Source organism: Labrys sp. ALF-8 (assembly GCF_059699065.1).
On sequence record NZ_AP048538.1, the window covers coordinates 791,162 to 806,994 of the forward strand.

General features: G+C 63.2%; 16 protein-coding genes and 2 tRNA genes. 11 read left to right on the forward strand and 7 right to left on the reverse strand.

Features of this window, described 5'->3' with window-relative positions; all coding sequences use genetic code 11:
• Window positions 1-39: 39 nt before the first annotated feature.
• Together AC6H34_RS23510 and AC6H34_RS23515 are read right to left on the reverse strand one after the other, a co-directional pair.
• Window positions 40-753 carry an alanyl-tRNA editing protein gene (locus AC6H34_RS23510; protein WP_448147355.1) on the reverse strand — a complete coding sequence of 238 codons (714 nt, stop codon included), beginning with the start codon at window positions 751-753 and terminating at the stop codon, window positions 40-42.
• A 7-nt stretch (window positions 754-760) separates the two neighbouring features.
• Window positions 761-1,792 carry a cysteine synthase A gene (locus AC6H34_RS23515; RefSeq protein ID WP_448147356.1) on the reverse strand — a complete coding sequence of 344 codons (1,032 nt, stop codon included), beginning with the start codon at window positions 1,790-1,792 and terminating at the stop codon, window positions 761-763.
• Window positions 1,793-1,988: 196 nt separating this feature from the next.
• On the opposite strand from AC6H34_RS23515, the gene ybaK reads away from it, so the two are divergent.
• The gene (gene ybaK, locus AC6H34_RS23520; protein ID WP_448147357.1) at window positions 1,989-2,462 is read left to right on the forward strand and encodes a Cys-tRNA(Pro) deacylase; all 474 of its coding nucleotides are present in this window, start codon (window positions 1,989-1,991) and stop codon (window positions 2,460-2,462) included.
• A 174-nt stretch (window positions 2,463-2,636) separates the two neighbouring features.
• Here ybaK and AC6H34_RS23525 read toward each other — a convergent pair.
• A tRNA-Asn gene (locus AC6H34_RS23525) sits at window positions 2,637-2,712 on the reverse strand.
• A 114-nt stretch (window positions 2,713-2,826) separates the two neighbouring features.
• Here AC6H34_RS23525 and AC6H34_RS23530 point away from each other — a divergent pair.
• From AC6H34_RS23530 to AC6H34_RS23540, 3 genes are all read left to right on the forward strand, one after another.
• Complete coding sequence (locus AC6H34_RS23530) at window positions 2,827-3,147, forward strand: hypothetical protein (protein ID WP_448147358.1); 321 nt, start codon at window positions 2,827-2,829, stop codon at window positions 3,145-3,147.
• Window positions 3,148-3,371: 224 nt separating this feature from the next.
• Window positions 3,372-3,445 (forward strand) — tRNA-Cys (locus tag AC6H34_RS23535).
• A 204-nt stretch (window positions 3,446-3,649) separates the two neighbouring features.
• A complete protein-coding gene (locus AC6H34_RS23540; RefSeq protein ID WP_448147379.1) occupies window positions 3,650-3,853 on the forward strand; it encodes a hypothetical protein in 204 nt (67 codons plus the stop codon).
• Between the two features lie 2 nt (window positions 3,854-3,855).
• On the opposite strand, the gene AC6H34_RS23545 is transcribed toward AC6H34_RS23540, so the two are convergent.
• Both AC6H34_RS23545 and AC6H34_RS23550 read right to left on the reverse strand, forming a co-directional pair.
• On the reverse strand, window positions 3,856-4,791 hold the full coding sequence (locus AC6H34_RS23545) for an efflux RND transporter periplasmic adaptor subunit (protein WP_497540408.1): 936 nt from the start codon (window positions 4,789-4,791) through the stop codon (window positions 3,856-3,858).
• Window positions 4,788-5,027, reverse strand: coding sequence for a DUF3302 domain-containing protein (locus AC6H34_RS23550; protein ID WP_497540409.1), 240 nt, complete (start codon window positions 5,025-5,027; stop codon window positions 4,788-4,790). The genes AC6H34_RS23545 and AC6H34_RS23550 overlap by 4 nt, the downstream gene beginning before the upstream one ends.
• Window positions 5,028-5,345: 318 nt before the next feature.
• On the opposite strand from AC6H34_RS23550, the gene AC6H34_RS23555 reads away from it, so the two are divergent.
• The 5 genes from AC6H34_RS23555 to glmS all read left to right on the forward strand — a co-directional run bounded on the left by AC6H34_RS23555 (window position 5,346) and on the right by glmS (window position 11,355).
• Window positions 5,346-6,233 (forward strand): lysophospholipid acyltransferase family protein, encoded by an 888-nt coding sequence (locus AC6H34_RS23555; protein WP_448147382.1) that lies wholly within the window; start codon window positions 5,346-5,348, stop codon window positions 6,231-6,233.
• Between the two features lie 129 nt (window positions 6,234-6,362).
• The gene (locus AC6H34_RS23560) at window positions 6,363-7,019 is read left to right on the forward strand and encodes a protein-L-isoaspartate O-methyltransferase family protein (protein ID WP_497540410.1); all 657 of its coding nucleotides are present in this window, start codon (window positions 6,363-6,365) and stop codon (window positions 7,017-7,019) included.
• A gap of 378 nt (window positions 7,020-7,397) precedes the next feature.
• The gene (locus AC6H34_RS23565) at window positions 7,398-8,771 is read left to right on the forward strand and encodes a TolC family outer membrane protein (protein WP_448147384.1); all 1,374 of its coding nucleotides are present in this window, start codon (window positions 7,398-7,400) and stop codon (window positions 8,769-8,771) included.
• A 218-nt stretch (window positions 8,772-8,989) separates the two neighbouring features.
• Complete coding sequence (locus AC6H34_RS23570) at window positions 8,990-9,382, forward strand: DUF2497 domain-containing protein (RefSeq protein ID WP_448147385.1); 393 nt, start codon at window positions 8,990-8,992, stop codon at window positions 9,380-9,382.
• Between the two features lie 146 nt (window positions 9,383-9,528).
• On the forward strand, window positions 9,529-11,355 hold the full coding sequence (gene glmS / locus AC6H34_RS23575) for a glutamine--fructose-6-phosphate transaminase (isomerizing) (protein WP_497540411.1): 1,827 nt from the start codon (window positions 9,529-9,531) through the stop codon (window positions 11,353-11,355).
• Between the two features lie 28 nt (window positions 11,356-11,383).
• Here the strand turns inward: glmS and ltnD are convergent, their stop codons facing one another.
• Window positions 11,384-12,349 carry an L-threonate dehydrogenase gene (ltnD, locus tag AC6H34_RS23580; RefSeq protein ID WP_497540412.1) on the reverse strand — a complete coding sequence of 322 codons (966 nt, stop codon included), beginning with the start codon at window positions 12,347-12,349 and terminating at the stop codon, window positions 11,384-11,386.
• 245 nt (window positions 12,350-12,594) lie between these two features.
• On the opposite strand from ltnD, the gene AC6H34_RS23585 reads away from it, so the two are divergent.
• Together AC6H34_RS23585 and AC6H34_RS23590 are read left to right on the forward strand one after the other, a co-directional pair.
• The gene (locus tag AC6H34_RS23585) at window positions 12,595-12,870 is read left to right on the forward strand and encodes a hypothetical protein (protein ID WP_497540413.1); all 276 of its coding nucleotides are present in this window, start codon (window positions 12,595-12,597) and stop codon (window positions 12,868-12,870) included.
• A gap of 118 nt (window positions 12,871-12,988) precedes the next feature.
• Window positions 12,989-13,684 carry a DUF502 domain-containing protein gene (locus AC6H34_RS23590; RefSeq protein ID WP_448147389.1) on the forward strand — a complete coding sequence of 232 codons (696 nt, stop codon included), beginning with the start codon at window positions 12,989-12,991 and terminating at the stop codon, window positions 13,682-13,684.
• Window positions 13,685-13,717: 33 nt separating this feature from the next.
• On the opposite strand, the gene recG is transcribed toward AC6H34_RS23590, so the two are convergent.
• Window positions 13,718-15,814 (reverse strand): ATP-dependent DNA helicase RecG, encoded by a 2,097-nt coding sequence (gene recG, locus AC6H34_RS23595; protein WP_497541267.1) that lies wholly within the window; start codon window positions 15,812-15,814, stop codon window positions 13,718-13,720.
• Window positions 15,815-15,833: the final 19 nt, after the last annotated feature.

Sequence of the window (15,833 nt, forward strand, 5' to 3'; positions counted from 1 at the left end):
CTGCGGCGTCGCAATTGCGGTTACGCCACGGGGAAGCCACTAGGCCAGGGCGATACGCACGCGGCGGTTTTGCTTGCCCTTCTTCTCGATCTGCGTGACCATGATGCGGCCGATCTCCTGCGTGTTCCTCACATGGGTACCGCCGCAGGGCTGCAGGTCGAGACCTTCGATCTCCACGAGCCGCACCCGGCCGGAGCCGCGCGGCGGCTTTACCGACATGGTCTTGACCAAGCCGGGATTGGCATCGAGCTCCGCATCGGTGATCCACAGCTCGGAGACTTCCGCGCCCTGGTCGATCATGTTGTTAACCTTGGCGGTAACCTCATCCTTGTCGAGCCCCGCATCCTGGATATCGAAATCGAGGCGGCCTTCGCCATCGCCGATGGAGCCGCCGGTGACAGGGTAAGGCAGAGCGACGGAAAGGAGATGCAACGCCGTATGCACCTTCATCCGCGCATAGCGGCGCGGCCAGTCCAGCGCCAGTTCCACCTTGTCGCCGATCGCCGGCAGCAAGCCTTCGGGAGGCACCACATGAGCGATCTCCGTCTTCGCCTCGTCGTTCCACACCGCATTGGCAATGGCGACCGTGCGGCCATCAGGCAAGGTGAGGGTGCCGACATCGCCGGGCTGGCCACCGCCCGTGGGATAGAAGATCGTCTGGTCCAGAATTATCCCGTGCTGTGAGAGGCCCACAACCGTAGCACTGGCGGTGGGTGCATAGGCGTCGTCTCTGAAAAGCAGGGCTGTGGCCATGGGTCACCTATTCCAGTGGAGCCTTGATCGTGGAACGCTTCTCGAGCCACTCGGGCACGGGCAGGTTCTTGGAACGCATGAAAGCCGGGTTGAACAGCTTCGACTGGTACCGGGAGCCGTGGTCGCAGAGGATCGTCACGATGGTATGCCCCGGGCCCAGCTCCCTGGCCATGCGGATGGCGCCGGCAATGTTGATGCCGGTCGAGAGACCCACGCACAGCCCTTCATATTGCAGGAGATCATAGACCAAGGGGACGGCTTCTTCATCCGGGATCTGATAGGCGAGATCCACGGGCGCATCCTCGAGGTTCTTGGTGACCCTGTTCTGGCCGATACCCTCCGACATGGAAGAGCCCGAGAATTTGAGCTCACCATTGGTAAACCAAGAATACATCGCCGCGCCCATCGGGTCGGCAACACCGATCTTGATATCCTTGTTTACGGATTTAAGCCCCATGCCGACGCCCGCCAGCGTGCCGCCGGAGCCGACAGAGCAGACGAAGCCGTCGAGCTTGCCATCTGTCTGGCTGAAGATCTCGGGCGCGGTCGTGTCGATATGAGCCTGCCGGTTGGCGACGTTGTCGAACTGGTTTGCCCAGATGGCGCCGCCGGGTTCGGTCTTGGCGAGCTCGGTCGCAAGACGCCCCGAAACCTTCACATAGTTGTTGGGATTGGCATAGGGGACTGCAGGCACCTCCACGAGTTCGGCCCCCGCCAGGCGCAGCATGTCCTTCTTCTCCTGGCTCTGCGTCTCGGGAATCACGATCACCGTCTTGAAACCCATCGCATCGGCAACCAGGGCAAGGCCGATGCCGGTGTTGCCTGCCGTGCCCTCGACGATGGTGCCCCCCGGTTTTAGTTCGCCGCGAGCCACGGCGTCCTTGATGATGAAAAGCGCGGCGCGATCCTTCACGGACTGGCCGGGGTTCATGAACTCAGCCTTGCCAAGAATGGTGCAGCCCGTCAGTTCGGAGGCGCGATTGAGGCGAATGAGGGGCGTGTTGCCGATTGCGTCGACGAGACCGGTACGGAAAGCCATGTGAGAATGTCTGATCGTTTGAGGGGCGGTGACCCTAACCCGTCTTGCAGGTCCCGGATAGAGGGCGTCAGGTCATCGACCCATTTTCTCAATGGAGTAGACCCGGTTTCCCTGTCCGCTGATCTCAACCGGTTCTTTCAAGCCATGCCTTCGCAGGGTAAGAACGGGCCTCCTACAAAGGCGGCGGGACGGAACCATGTCGAAGGCGACGCGTGCGACTCAGATGCTCGACAAGGCCGGCATCTCCTTTTCCGTCCATACCTACGATTACGATCCCGATGCTGATCACATCGGTCTTCAGGCGGCCGAGGCGTTGGGCGAGGTACCGGAACGTGTTCTCAAGACGCTCATGGCGCTGGTCGACGGAAAGCCGGTCTGCGTGATCGTGCCTTCAGACCGGGAGGTCGCCATGAAAAAGCTCGCAGCGGCCTTCGGCGGCAAGTCTGCCCAGATGATGAAGCCGGCGGACGCCGAGCGAAGCGCGGGATACAAGGTCGGCGGCATCAGCCCCTTCGGCCAGATGCGCAAGGTTCGCACCGCCATCGAGCAGGCGGCGCTCGGACACGACTACGTCTTCATCAATGGCGGCCAGCGCGGCCTGCAGGTCCGCCTCGACCCGCGCGATGCCGCTGCCGTGCTTGATGCGCTGGCGGCGCCGCTGGTCGCGTGACGGACAACCTGCGGGCCCTTTGAACCGATGGGGCCTGCAACCCCAACGATCAATGGCATCCATCGCCCTGGATGTGGGCTGATGCGCATTGTCCAGCGTGGCGCATGGACGATATAGGCGCATGCAAGTGGGAATTCCGGGAACTGAATACGCCGATTGCGTATTCCAGGAAGTTGGCTCCGCGAGCAGGACTCGAACCTGCGACCCAGCGATTAACAGTCGCTTGCTCTACCGGCTGAGCTATCGCGGAACAGGGTGTTCCCCGGTGGGCCGGGCGTATAGCAACATCATTGGAGGTTGCCAAGGCCAATCGTGCCCATATTGCATCTCTTTTTTGGAATATTATCTGGGCATGAGGGAAGGCATGCCGAAAGAACAGGGTGTTTCAAGCCATTTGGAGGGCATTTTGGAGCCGACAGAACCGATCAGCCGCCCCAAGGTAAAAGTTGCGGGGCGTCATTTTCATCTGCCGGGATCACCCTGGCTCCGCATGATTCTCGGTGTCGCGCTGGTATTCGGGGGATTCCTGGGCTTCCTGCCGATTCTGGGGTTCTGGATGATTCCGCTCGGCCTCCTCATCCTCTCCGTGGACATCCCTGTCATTCGGCGGCGCCGCCGCAGGCTGTCCGTCTGGTGGGGACGACGGCGCCAGGCAAAACAGGCGCCGTCCGAACCGGCGTCGTGACGGTGTTCCGGGTCGACGGTCGCCTCGGACACGGCATTTTTAGTCGGCGAAGCCGGTGGCGACCGAGTCCCTCGACGGCGCGCGGGGTATCTGTGCGTCCTGGATGAGTTTGCTTCACCTTTCCAACCCAAATATTGTGGGCGCCTCGAAAACCGGTTGAACCGGTCCGCCTTGCTTGTTATAGGGCCGGCCTCCGCTTTGTCTCGCACTGCTGGACAATGGATGGCCACGTGGCGGAGTGGTTACGCAGAGGACTGCAAATCCTTGCACCCCGGTTCGATTCCGGGCGTGGCCTCCAAAAAAATCAACGACTTGATGGGTTCTGACGAAAGGCAAAAATCCTCGTCGGAACAGGTGCGGGGTGGTCGACGGCCCGCGCAGCTCGTCTCCCGCACGAATCGTCGCCGTTCCGATCGATGGGTTTTGCTTCTGGCGGAGATTCGCTCTAGCCTGGTCGAACAAAGGCGCGTCAGAACGGCAAATTCCAATGGGGATGGGCACCATGGCGGAGGCGGACAAGCGGGCGTCAAGCGTCGCGGCTGATCATTTGCTGCGCGATCTGGCGGTGTGGGGCCTCGGCTCCGTCATGCTGGGGGTCTTGCTCGGGCGCTATCTCAAGCACGTGTCGAACGCCTATCCGCTGGTGGAGCCGGACTCGGCGCCGGCTCCACAGGTGAAAACGGGCCGTTCCGGCAGGTCCCTGTAATCCTAGAACGGATTGACGTAGTTCAGGATCGCGGACTGACGTAGCACCACCTTGCGAATGACATGGGCCGCCGTCACGTGATCGGTGTAGATGGCGGCCAGCCCCGTGCTTCCTGCAGGCAGTTGTTCGGCCACCTTGGGATCATCAAGGCGAAACCGGACGATGAAGGGTGCGGCTTCGATCTGAGACGGCATGACCGCCAGGCCTCCCGGCTGGGCCTGGCCCGTTGCGATTGCCTGCACGACCGTCTCCACCATGCCGGGGAAAATCTCGCCGGGAAAGATCTTGAACGTGACCTCGACCCGCTGGCCGGGCTCGATATAGCGGGCATAGATCTGCGGTATCTCCACGCCGAGCAGGGTATCCCGCGTGTCGATGAACGCCATCACCGGCGTTTGACCGGTTACGCGGGCGCCCTTTCTGAGCGCGAGATTCGTCACGTAACCGTCGGCTGGCGCTGTCACGGTCGTCTTCTCCAGGTTCCATTTCGCAGCTTCCAGCTCGGCCTTGAGCTGGTCGCGTTCGGCTTCCCGGCTCTGGACATCGAATGCGCGTCCTGCATCGCTTCTCTGCAACTGGGAAAACTGGCCGAAGCGCAGTTCCGCCAGCTTCAATTGCGCATCGATGGCGGCCACCTGGGCTTGGTAAGTCGTGGGATCGATACGGAAGAGGATGTCACCGGCCTTGATCGGCATATTCGCGGCGACCGGCACGTCGGCGACTTCTCCCGCGACGGACGGCGTGATCTGGACCGAGTTCCGTATCACCGCCACCGGTCCCGATGGGGCTCCCCATCCCATGGGGATGAACAGGCCCACGAGCAGGACGAGGAGGACCAGGACGGGCGATAGCTTCCAGAAGAGATTGAAAGGAATGAACCTCAACCAGACGAAAAGCGCCAGCAGCGCAAGGTAGCTGTTCAGCAGGACGACGATCATTTGTTCGCCTCGTTCCTGGCTGGAAAATCGACATAGGCCCAGATGAGGACCAGCGGCCATAATACGAAGCCGAAAATCAGGGTCGCCCACCCCCCGACCGTGACCGCCTCAGGCCAGGGATGGCCGCGCTTGCGGGCAATGTGGCCCGGCATCATGCCGAGCGCGACGAAGATCGCCATGGCGGTGAGGATGACGACAACCAGGACGATCCAGGCAAAGAGATCGATGAAAGCCATGGCAGACCTTGTGTGGCTCTTGTCGGACGAGGTTGGTGGCGAGGCGGCGTTCGTGTCGGGTCAGGCCTGCCAGGCAGGCCGCCAAGCTCCATTCTCGCATGGCTGCTTCCAGCGCTTGAGTACGTAACTGTAACAAGCGGGTAACTTGCGGATCGGCAATGCGGAGCCTGCCTGCCTTGCCTCCACCGATGGACGAAAGGAGAGCAAGGGCGGGTTGCGTCTTATCGTCTCAACGGATAGTTCTCGCTCTGCGTCGGGAATCTCGAACGGGCCAGTGGCACCCTCGTATCGACGGTGCGCTTGAGAGACGGGTCCTCGGTGATCAAAACGGAATCAGGAAGACGGTGGCGTAAAGTCAGATATGCGGCGGAGTACTTCCTGCTGCGTAGCCTGATCGGCGTGCTGCATGTGCTGCCGCTCGATTTCGGTTCCTGGCTCATGGGAACGCTCTGGCGCCTGATTGCGCCGCGATTGCGTCGTCATGAACGCGCGATCCGCCATCTCGGAGCAGCCTATCCCGCCAAGACCGCGGCCGAGATCGAGGCCATGGCGCGCGCCATGTGGATGCAACTCGGCCGAACTTTTGCGGAAAGCCTGATGGCCGACCGCATCATCAGGGCCGGCCGGATCGAAGACGGAAGCGGCGCGCTGGTGGCGGCACTGAAATCGAGCGGCAAGGGCATCGTCTTCGTCTCGCTTCATACTGGAAACTGGGAGCTGGTCGTGTTCCCGACCGTCGCCAGCGGCATCAAGGTTGCCGGCGTCTATCAGCGCATGAAGAATCCAAGGGTCGACAACTACATCGCCCTTGTGCGCCGGGACCGGTATCCCCGGGGTCTGTTCGTCAAGGGAGCGGATATCGGGCGCAAGCTCATGCGCATCGTGCGCGAAGGCGGCGCGATCGCGCTGCTGGCGGACCTGCGTGATCGCGGCGGTCTGCCCGTTACCTTTTTCGATCGCCCCGCGCCATCGACCACGTTTCCGGCGTTGCTCGCCAGAAGCAACGGCGCTGCGCTTGTTGCGGCTCGCGTGATCCGTAAGCAGGGCGTGAATTTCCGTATTGAAGCTCAGCGTATCGACGTGCCCCACACTGATGATCGTGATGCCGATGTCGCGGAGGCCACTCGGCGGATCCATCGATTGTTCGAAAAGTGGGTGCGGGAATATCCCGAGCAGTGGATGTGGGCCCACAGGCGCTGGGGCTAGATCGCCGATCCCAGGACATGCGGGCAAGGCGCGAAAAGCGATGTCTGCGCGAACGGGCGTCTGCTTGCCGGCTTGCCTTTTGCGAGGGCTTGCCGCAAACAACGGTCGGATAACCAAGAGAGCCGATCGATGACCGATTTCGCCCAAGCGCGCCGCACCATGGTGGATTGCCAGATTCGCACCAATGACGTGACCGAGGCCCGGGTGGTCGATGCGTTCCTGAGCGTGCCGCGGGAAGCCTTCGTACCTTCAGCGAAGCAGGCGCTTGCCTATCTCGATATCGATCTGCCGATCGGGCAGGCGGGCAGCCAGCGCTATCTGATTCAGCCGATGTTCCTGGCCAAGCTTGTCCAACTGGCCGGCGTCCGGTCCACGGATGCCGTGCTCGACGTCGGCTCGGCAACCGGCTATTCGGCCGCCGTCCTGGCTCAGCTCGGCGCCAAGGTGGTGGCGCTGGAAAGCGACGAGAGCCTTGCCGGCGAGGCCAGGGCGGCATTGGCCGCCTATGGCAATGTCAGCGTCGCCGTCGGGAATCTCGAGAAGGGGGCGCCGGACTCGGGGCCCTATGATGTGATTCTCCTGGAAGGTTCCGTGGACGAGGTGCCGACGGCGCTTTTCGAATCGCTGCGTGAGGGCGGGCGTCTCGTCGCCGTCGTCGGCCGGGGACGTGCCGGCCGAGCCACGATTTTCGTTCGCGTCGGTGAGGATTTTGCGGGGCGCATCGCCTTCGACGCATCGCTTCCGGCTCTGCCGGGTTTCGCAAAGGCTGCCGCTTTCACTTTCTGATCCGACTTCATCGGATGTGCAGGAAAATATTCCACGGGACGTTCCGTGGATACAGGCTCGTTTTAAGCCTGGGACCGTCCAAGGTGTTCAATTTTGATCTGTAGAGGCAAAAATAGCAGCCTCTCGCGACTTTTGTGCAAAGGGCATTAGATACACGAAATAGGCGGCCTCTCGGGGCCTAACCATTCGTTGACTTTAATTGTGGCGTAAACCATCGGTTAACCGAACTAGGGGTTCACTGTCTCTTTTTTGCTTCAACTCCGGAATTATCGTCTGGCGACTCAAATGAGATGTTGGTGAATGGCGCCTGTCAGGTTATTTTTTGACAAAGATTGGGCGGGTTAACCGCCTCTTTTTGATTTTGGGTCGGGTAGAGTCATGAAAACTACGAGCGTCATTTCTCTTTTGGCGACAAGCGCTTCGCTTGTTTTCTTCATCAGTAACGCTCAGGCGCAATCGCTCCAATCGGCCTTGGCACAGGCCTATACGACCAATCCGACTCTCAATGCCCAGCGCGCCGGTGCCCGCGTTTATGACGAAAATGTGCCTCAGGCTCTGGGTGGCTACCGTCCCACGATCAATGGCACGGCGAGCGTCAGCGGCACGGCGGACACCGTTCGCACCGACAAGATCGGCCGCACCAACGACACCTTGTTTCCCCGCGGCGTCGGCGTCACCATCAATCAGCCGCTGTTCGACGGATTTCGTACGGCGAACTCGGTGCGGTCGGCGGAGGCAGGCGTTCTGAGCCAGCGCGAGACCCTCCGCGACGTCGAGCAGCAGGTGCTGCTGGCCGCGGCGACGGCCTACATGAATGTGCTGCGCGATGCGGCGTTGCTCAACCTGCAGAAGAATAACGTGGAAGTGCTGCAGGAGCAGCTCAAGCAGACCAAGGATCGCTTCAACGTAGGCGAGGTGACTCGAACCGACGTCGAGCAGGCCAACGCCAGCCTTGCGCAGGCGCAGTCGCAGCAGATTCAGGCCGCTGCCCAGCTCAAGGCCTCCACGGCCGTCTATCGCCAGATCATCGGCTCGCAGCCCAAGCGCCTCGAGCCCGCGAAACCTTTGAAGATACTGCCGAAGAGCCAGAATTCCGCCGTGGCCGCCGGCCTCGCGAATCATCCTTCCATCACCTCGGCCCTGCACGCGGTCGATGCCGCCGCCATGCAGGTGAAGGTCGCGGAAGGCGCCCTCTATCCAACTCTGTCGGCTCAGGGCGCCCTGTCGCAGAACTACGACGTGACCGGAAATACGCGTATCCAGAGTTCGGCGTCGATCGGCGCGTTCCTGACGGTGCCGATCTATGAAGGTGGTGTGGACTATTCCAAGATCCGCCAGGCCAAGGAGACACTCGGCCAAGCGCGCATCCAGGCGGACGTCCTGCGGGAGCAGGTTCGCGCTGCAGTGGTTCAGGCCTGGGGCAATTTCGACGCGGCCCGGTCCGAGATCGAAGCCAACCAGGCCGCGGTTGCTGCAGCGGGTGTCGCTCTTGCCGGCGTGCGCGAGGAAGCGAAAGTCGGCCAGCGTACGACGTTCGACGTACTGCAGCAGCAGCAGGTGCTCCTCAATGCCCGCGCCACGCTGATTACCGCCCAGCGAGACCAGGTGGTCGCGGCCTACACTCTGCTTCAGTCGGTCGGCAAGCTGAACGCATCGACCCTCGGATTGAAGGTCGCCAAATACGATCCGTCCGTCCATTACAACCAGGTGCGCGACAAGTGGATCGGCACCGACATTCCGGACGGGCGCTGATCCCTCGCAGGCAATCCTCGATATCGACAGAATTCTGAAGGCAGCGTCCTCCGTATCCTTGCGATCGGAGGACGTTCTTGTTTCAAGGTAGGGGTGCCCGACGGTCCCCTGATCGAGACGGCCATGTCGTAGGCAGGGGCGAAGTGTGGGCCCTGAAGGAGTCTCGGATGTCGTCGTCAACCCGATCGGAGCCACACAGGGCGCTGAAGGAGCCGTCAATGGACGAGATCCTTGCTTCCATTCGCAAGATCATCGCCGACGATACTTCACCATCGAGGCCCGGCACGCGGCGTGCTCCCGTCGAAGCGCTGGTGGCGGAGAGGTCGGAGGGAACTGCCGAAGCCAAGGATGGACGGGGCGAGCCCCCATCTCCCGCCAATGACGATGCGGGGGCGGCCGCCTCGCTTCTGTCGGCCCCGCGTGAGGCCGAGGCGGCTGCCGCCTTCGCAACGCTGAATCACACGGTCTTCTCGAAGAATGCGCGTACCATCGAAGACGTGGTGCAGGACATGCTCCGTCCCATGTTGCAGACATGGCTCGATGCCCATTTGCCCACCCTGGTCGAACGGCTCGTGCGCCAGGAAATCGAGCGCATCTCCGGCAAGCCATAGGGCGTTGCCGCCGGTCCGCGCCGCGGAGGAACGAGGGCGCTCGTCATCTGTCACAATGCGTCAGGCATTTTGATTTCGCGTCGCGTTCACGAAGCCCTAAATCCCTCGCATCTAGATTGGTGCGAATCGGTAAAGGGTTAGGGCGCATGTGCGGCATCGTTGGTATTCTCGGGAAAGAGGCGGTTGCGCTCCCGCTGGTCGATGCGCTGCGGCGGCTCGAATATCGCGGCTATGATTCCGCCGGCATCGCCACGCTCGAAGGCGGGGCCATCGCCCGCCGCCGCGCCGAGGGCAAGCTGCGCAACCTGGAGAACAAGCTCGATCGGGATCCGCTGGACGGCCTGATCGGCATCGGGCACACGCGCTGGGCCACCCATGGCAGGCCGACGGAGGGCAACGCCCATCCGCACGCCACCGACAAGGTGGCGGTGGTGCACAACGGCATCATCGAGAACTTCCGCGAGCTGCGCGAGGAACTGATCGCCGAGGGCGCGCGCTTCCAGAGCGAGACGGATACCGAAGTGGTCGCCCATCTCGTCACCCGTGAGCTCAATCGCGGCAGGAAGCCGATCGAGGCCGTGCACGCCTGCCTGCGGCGCCTGCGCGGTGCCTTTTCGCTCGGCTTCCTGTTCTCGGGCGAGGAGGACCTGCTCGTCGGCGCCCGGCTGGGCTCGCCCCTGGCCATCGGCTATGGCGAGGGAGAGATGTTCCTGGGCTCGGACGCCATCGCGCTCGCCCCCTTCACCAGCACGATCGCCTATCTCGAGGATGGCGACAGCGTCGCCCTGACCCGCGGTTCGGCCACCATCTACGACGCCGACTTCAGGCGCGTGCACCGCACGATCCAGAAGTCGCAGGCCTCCGCCACCCTGGTCGACAAAGGCAACCACCGCCACTTCATGGCCAAGGAGATCCATGAGCAGCCGGAGGTCGTCTCGCACACGCTGACCTCCTTCATCGACATGGTGGGGGAAACCGTCCGCCTGCCGGAGAACCTGCCCTTCGACTGGCAGGACCTCGACCGCCTCACCATTTCGGCCTGCGGCACGGCCTCCTTCGCCGGCATGATCGCCAAATACTGGTTCGAGCGCTATGCCCGCCTTCCGGTCGAGGTCGACATCGCCTCCGAGTTCCGCTACCGCGAGGCGCCGCTGGACAAGGGGGGACTGTCGATCTTCGTCTCGCAGTCGGGCGAGACCGCCGACACACTGGCGGCGTTGCGCTACTGCAAGGAGCAGGGCCAGCACACGCTGGCGGTGGTCAACGTGCCGACCTCGACCATCGCCCGCGAGGCCGGCGTGGTGGTGCGCACGCTCGCGGGCCCGGAGATCGGCGTGGCCTCGACCAAGGCCTTCACCTGCCAGCTCGCGGCGCTGGCGGGGCTTGCCGTCAGCGCGGGCAAGGCGCGCGGCACGCTGTCGGCGGCCCAGGAGAGCGAACTGGTGCACGCCCTCATCGAGGCGCCGCGCCTGATGGCCGAGGCGCTGCGGCTGGAGCACGAGATCGAGAGCTTCTCGCGCGATCTCGCCAAGGTCCGGGACGTGCTCTATCTCGGCCGCGGCACCAGCTATCCGCTGGCCCTCGAAGGGGCACTCAAGCTCAAGGAGATCAGCTACATCCATGCGGAGGGCTACGCGGCGGGCGAGCTCAAGCACGGACCCATCGCGCTGATCGACGAGACCATGCCGGTGGTGGTGATCGCCCCCTTCGACGCCCTCTTCGAGAAGACGGTGTCGAACATGCAGGAAGTAGCCGCGCGGGGCGGGCGCATCATCCTGATCACCGACCAGAAGGGCGCCGAGGCGGCCGCCATGGCCACGCTCAAGACCATCGTCATGCCCGAAATGCCGGCCGTGCTGACCCCGATCGTCTACTCGATCCCCATCCAGCTCCTGGCCTACCACACCGCCGTCATCATCGGCACCGACGTCGACCAGCCCCGCAACCTCGCAAAGAGCGTCACCGTGGAATAGGGCCGTCTCCGAAGAGGGAGGCGGAGCCTTATGTCTTGGGCGGCCCCGGCTCCTGCATGGGGACTGCCGTTTCGTTTTCGCCCGGCAGTGTGGTACCCGACAGTTGCGCGTAGATGCGGGCAAGCGAGGAATCGTCGTCTCGTCCCATGCCGGCACCGGCCGCCGCGAGGTACATCTGCAGGGCCGCGGCCGCCAAGGGTACGGGATAGCGCTCCGTCCTGGCCATATCCTGGATGATGCCGAGATCCTTCACGAAGATCTCGACGGCGCTGAGCGGGCGGTAGTCGCCGGCAAGGATATGCGGGACCCGGTTCTCGAACATCCATGAGTTGCCGGCGGAGGCCGTGATCACCTCATAGACCTTGTCGAGGTCGAGGCCCTGCTTGGCGGCGAAGGCGATCGCCTCGCTCGCCGCGGCGATATGAACACCCGCGAGGAGCTGGTTGATCATCTTGAAGGCGGCGCCGATGCCGGCGGCATCTCCCAGTTCGTAGACCTTGGCGGCCATGGCGTCGAGTGCCGGCCGGGCCTTCGCGAAGGCGCGCCGAGTGCCGGACGCCATGACAGTCAATCCGCCGCTTGCCGCCTTCGCGGCACCGCCTGAAATCGGCGCATCGAGATAATGCCGGCCGCTTGCCTCCAGTCGCCGAGCGAGTTTCCGCGCAGCTGCGGGATCCATGGTCGCCGAGGATATGAAGACGGCGCCTTCCGGCATGGCGTCGGCCACGCCGTCCTCGCCGAAAAGAATCGTTTCGGTCTGGGCGGCGTTCACGACCACGCTGACCACGATATCGGCGCCGACCACCGTTTCGCGTGGTGTAGCGGCCGCCCGCCCCCCGAGAGCAGAGAGGCGTTCCAGGGGTGATGGGGCGAGATCGTAGCCGGCCACGGCCAGGCCGGCGCGCATGAGGGATTGGGCCATGCCGAAGCCCATTGAGCCGAGACCGATCACGGCCACGGTAGCGGGCGGGTTCTCATTCGGATCAGACGACATTGGGATGCCTTGCGGAGGGAGATGACGAACATCCTAGTTCAGCGCGCTGCAAAGTTGATACCGATTTGCGCAGCCCGTCGCACAAGAAGGTGATCTCCACGGGTGCAGGCGGTGGTCCTCCAACAATGAGATGGCCGGAACATTGTCGGCCCGCGCGCGGTTCACCCCATGACGGGACGGCTTCGTCCGCAGCACTTCCCGGATGGGCAAGCTTCCCAATTCCAACATCAAAAGGGAGAAGCAGCATGACCAGGATCCTCGGGGCTGCAGCCTTGTTCGTACTTGCCGCCACCACGGGAGCCTTCGCAGGCGACGGTGCCGTCGTCAGGCCCGCGACCATGTGCAATGAGGCGCAACTCTCGCAGGCCGCCCTCGCGGTGGACGGCATTCGCGATCGCGACGCTCGCCTTACCGCAAAGTCGGAACTGAACCTTGCCGTGAGACTGCTCCAGGACAACCAGCCCGAAGCGTGCCTGCAGCACCTGACGATCGCAACGGCCTATGTAACGCCGGAATACTGAGGCCGATGACCGATCGGGAGGCGGTGGGGGATGCACGCCGCCCGCTTGCCTCCCGATCACCCAGACTTGCTCAAATTTGGATCGACAGATCGCGCATGGGCCATGCTAGAACTTCCGTATGGTACGCGAGACAATACCCCCGAATGTAACGCCGGTCGGCCCCCCGCAACGGGCCAGCAGGTTTGGCGGATTGCACAATTATTTCCTGACCGGCCTGGTGGTCACCGGGCCGGTCGCCATCACTCTGTATCTGATCTGGACCTTCATCCAATGGGTGGATGGCTGGGTGAAGCCCTTCATTCCCCTGCGCTACCTGCCGGAGACTTATCTGCCGTTCCAGATTCCGGGCTTTGGCCTTATCGTCGCTGTGATCGGGCTGACGCTGGTGGGCTTCTTCACCGCCAACCTGGTCGGACGCACGCTGGTTCGCTTCGGCGAGCACCTGCTCGACCGTACCCCCGTCGTCCGCAGCATCTATAAGGCGCTCAAGCAGGTCTTCTCGACGGTCTTCTCGCAATCGGGAACCACCTTCCGCAAGGTGGGGCTTGTGGAGTTCCCGGCAGGAGCGTGGTCCATCGTCTTCATTTCCTCCGAACCGAGTCCGGTGATCGAGCAAAGGTTGCCGGGCGGCAATGGCGAGGCGTGGGTCTCCGTCTTCATGCCATGCGCTCCCAACCCGACGACGGGCTTTTTCTTCCTTCTGCCGAAGTCCAAGGTAATCGAACTGTCGATCAGCGTGGAACAGGCCACCAAGCTCGTGATTTCGGCGGGATTGATACAGCCTGAATCGATCCCGGCCGTGGAACCGGGCTGATCATGTTTCCTCGGCCGCTGGCTCGCGCTCGGCTCACCCGGAACGCAGCAAGCGCACGGCCTCGTCGCGTTCGAACAGATAGAGCAGGGCGCGCAGCGCTTCTCCTTTGGGAGAGGTGAGTTGCGGGTCGCGCGACAGGACGAGCCGGGCGTCGTCATTGGCGGCCGGCAGCAGATGACGGTGCACTTCCAGGTCGGCTACCTTGAATCCGGGCATGCCGGATTGGCGCGTGCCCAGGACATCGCCCTCGCCACGCAATTTGAGATCTTCCTCCGCAATGCGAAAGCCGTCCTCGGTTTCGCGCATGATTTCGAGGCGCTTCTTCGCCACCTCGCCGAGAGGACCCTTGTAGAGCAGCAGGCAGGTGGATTTGTCGGATCCCCGGCCGATGCGCCCGCGCAGTTGGTGAAGCTGGGCCAGGCCGAAACGTTCGGCGTGCTCGACGACCATGACGGTCGCTTCGGGCACGTTCACGCCCACTTCGATCACCGTGGTCGAAACGAGAACGCGCAGATCGCCGGCGATGAAGCGTGCCATCACCGCGTCCTTTTCCGCGCCCTTCATCTGACCGTGCAGCAGCCCGACCTTGTTGCCGAAGAGCGAGGCGAGGTGATTGTAGCGGTCCTCGGCGGCGGCGACGTCGAGGGTCTCCGACTCGGCGATCAGCGGGCAGACCCAATAGGCACGGGCGCCGGTCTGCAGCAGGCGGCCGAGCCCGCTCACCACCTCGCCGAGGCGTTCCAGGGAAACCAGCCTTGTGTCGACCGGCTTGCGGCCAGCCGGCTTTTCCCGAAGAGCAGAGGAATCCATATCGCCGAAATAGGTCAGCACCAGGCTTCGCGGGATGGGCGTAGCCGTCATTACAAGCACGTCGATTGCCGCGTTCTTGCGGCTGAGAGCGAGGCGCTGATGCACGCCGAAGCGGTGCTGCTCATCGACGATGGCGAGGCCGAGATCGCGAAACTCCACATCGTCCTGGAAGAGGGCATGCGTGCCGACGACGATATCGATCTCCCCATTCCTGAGCGCCTCCTGCATGCGGGTGCGCTCCTTTGGTTTGTCTCGTCCGGTAATGATGCCTATGCGAAGTCCCGCCGCATCCGCCAGCGGCTGGATGGTGGCGAGGTGCTGGCGGGCGAGAATTTCAGTCGGCGCCATCAGGGCCGCCTGGCGGCCACCCTCCACGACCGTCGCCATCGCAAGGAGCGCCACAACCGTCTTGCCGGACCCGACGTCCCCCTGGAGGAGACGAAGCATGCGGGTAGGAGCGGCCATGTCGGCCCGAATATCGGCGAGTGCGTGAACCTGGCTTGCCGTGAGACTGAAGGGAAGGGCGGCTTCGATCCTGGCCGCGATCACGCCGGTGCCCGCGATCGCAAGGCCAGGCAGCGCCTTGTTGTTGGCACGCACCATGGCAAGCGCCAGCTGGGAGGCCAGCAATTCGTCGTAGGCGAGGCGCTCGCGCGCTGATGAACCCGGGGCCACCGCTTCCGGTGTCTGCGGGGAATGAAGGTCGGCGAGTGCCTGGCGAAAGCCCGGCCAGTTCCGTGTCCTGAGCCATGCGGGATCCTGCCATTCCGTCAATTCGGGAGTCCTGGCGAGAGCTTCCTGCGCGGTCTTCTGGATCTGGCGGGGATAGAGGCCTTCGGTAAGCGGATAGATCGGCTCGATGAGCGGAAGCGCCTTGAGACCGGCCTCGTCGACGATGCGGTCTGGATGCACCATCTGGCGCATGCCGTCAAACAGCTCGATCTTGCCGCTCACCCAGCGCTTCTGGCCGATAGGCAGGGCATTCTCGATCCACGTCGTCTGAGGGGCGAAGAAAGCCAGTGTGAGGTCGGCCGTATCGTCGGAGCAGTAGACCCGGAACGGCCCGCGGCCGGTGCTCGGTATGTAGCGTTCCGGCGTGACTTCCACCATCACCAGAGTTTCAAAGGGAGCCTCGATCAGCTTGGGCCTGAGTCGCCGGTCGAGCACCCCGGTCGGCAGGTGGAACAGCGCATCGATCACGCGGGCACCCGTGGGTTCCGCTCCGCCGAGGAGGCGCGTCAGTACCTTCACAAGCTTCGGCCCAATCCCGGGCAGGGAGGAAACGGAGGCAAAGAGGGGATTGAGAATCGCGGGGCGCATGAACCGCACCTTAGCCTCG

Excerpts from the sequence above, each read along its gene's own strand:
- AC6H34_RS23585 (WP_497540413.1), top strand. The coding sequence starts at position 12,595 with ATGACCAGGATCCTCGGGGCTGCAGCCTTGTTCGTACTTGCCGCCACC.
- ltnD (WP_497540412.1), bottom strand. The coding sequence starts at position 12,349 with ATGTCGTCTGATCCGAATGAGAACCCGCCCGCTACCGTGGCCGTGATC.
- AC6H34_RS23570 (WP_448147385.1), top strand. The coding sequence starts at position 8,990 with ATGGACGAGATCCTTGCTTCCATTCGCAAGATCATCGCCGACGATACT.
- AC6H34_RS23550 (WP_497540409.1), bottom strand. The coding sequence starts at position 5,027 with ATGGCTTTCATCGATCTCTTTGCCTGGATCGTCCTGGTTGTCGTCATC.
- recG (WP_497541267.1), bottom strand. The coding sequence starts at position 15,814 with ATGCGCCCCGCGATTCTCAATCCCCTCTTTGCCTCCGTTTCCTCCCTG.
- AC6H34_RS23565 (WP_448147384.1), top strand. The coding sequence starts at position 7,398 with ATGAAAACTACGAGCGTCATTTCTCTTTTGGCGACAAGCGCTTCGCTT.
- AC6H34_RS23510 (WP_448147355.1), bottom strand. The coding sequence starts at position 753 with ATGGCCACAGCCCTGCTTTTCAGAGACGACGCCTATGCACCCACCGCC.
- AC6H34_RS23590 (WP_448147389.1), top strand. The coding sequence starts at position 12,989 with ATGGTACGCGAGACAATACCCCCGAATGTAACGCCGGTCGGCCCCCCG.
- AC6H34_RS23545 (WP_497540408.1), bottom strand. The coding sequence starts at position 4,791 with ATGATCGTCGTCCTGCTGAACAGCTACCTTGCGCTGCTGGCGCTTTTC.
- glmS (WP_497540411.1), top strand. The coding sequence starts at position 9,529 with ATGTGCGGCATCGTTGGTATTCTCGGGAAAGAGGCGGTTGCGCTCCCG.
- AC6H34_RS23515 (WP_448147356.1), bottom strand. The coding sequence starts at position 1,792 with ATGGCTTTCCGTACCGGTCTCGTCGACGCAATCGGCAACACGCCCCTC.
- ybaK (WP_448147357.1), top strand. The coding sequence starts at position 1,989 with ATGTCGAAGGCGACGCGTGCGACTCAGATGCTCGACAAGGCCGGCATC.
- AC6H34_RS23560 (WP_497540410.1), top strand. The coding sequence starts at position 6,363 with ATGACCGATTTCGCCCAAGCGCGCCGCACCATGGTGGATTGCCAGATT.
- AC6H34_RS23530 (WP_448147358.1), top strand. The coding sequence starts at position 2,827 with ATGCCGAAAGAACAGGGTGTTTCAAGCCATTTGGAGGGCATTTTGGAG.
- AC6H34_RS23540 (WP_448147379.1), top strand. The coding sequence starts at position 3,650 with ATGGCGGAGGCGGACAAGCGGGCGTCAAGCGTCGCGGCTGATCATTTG.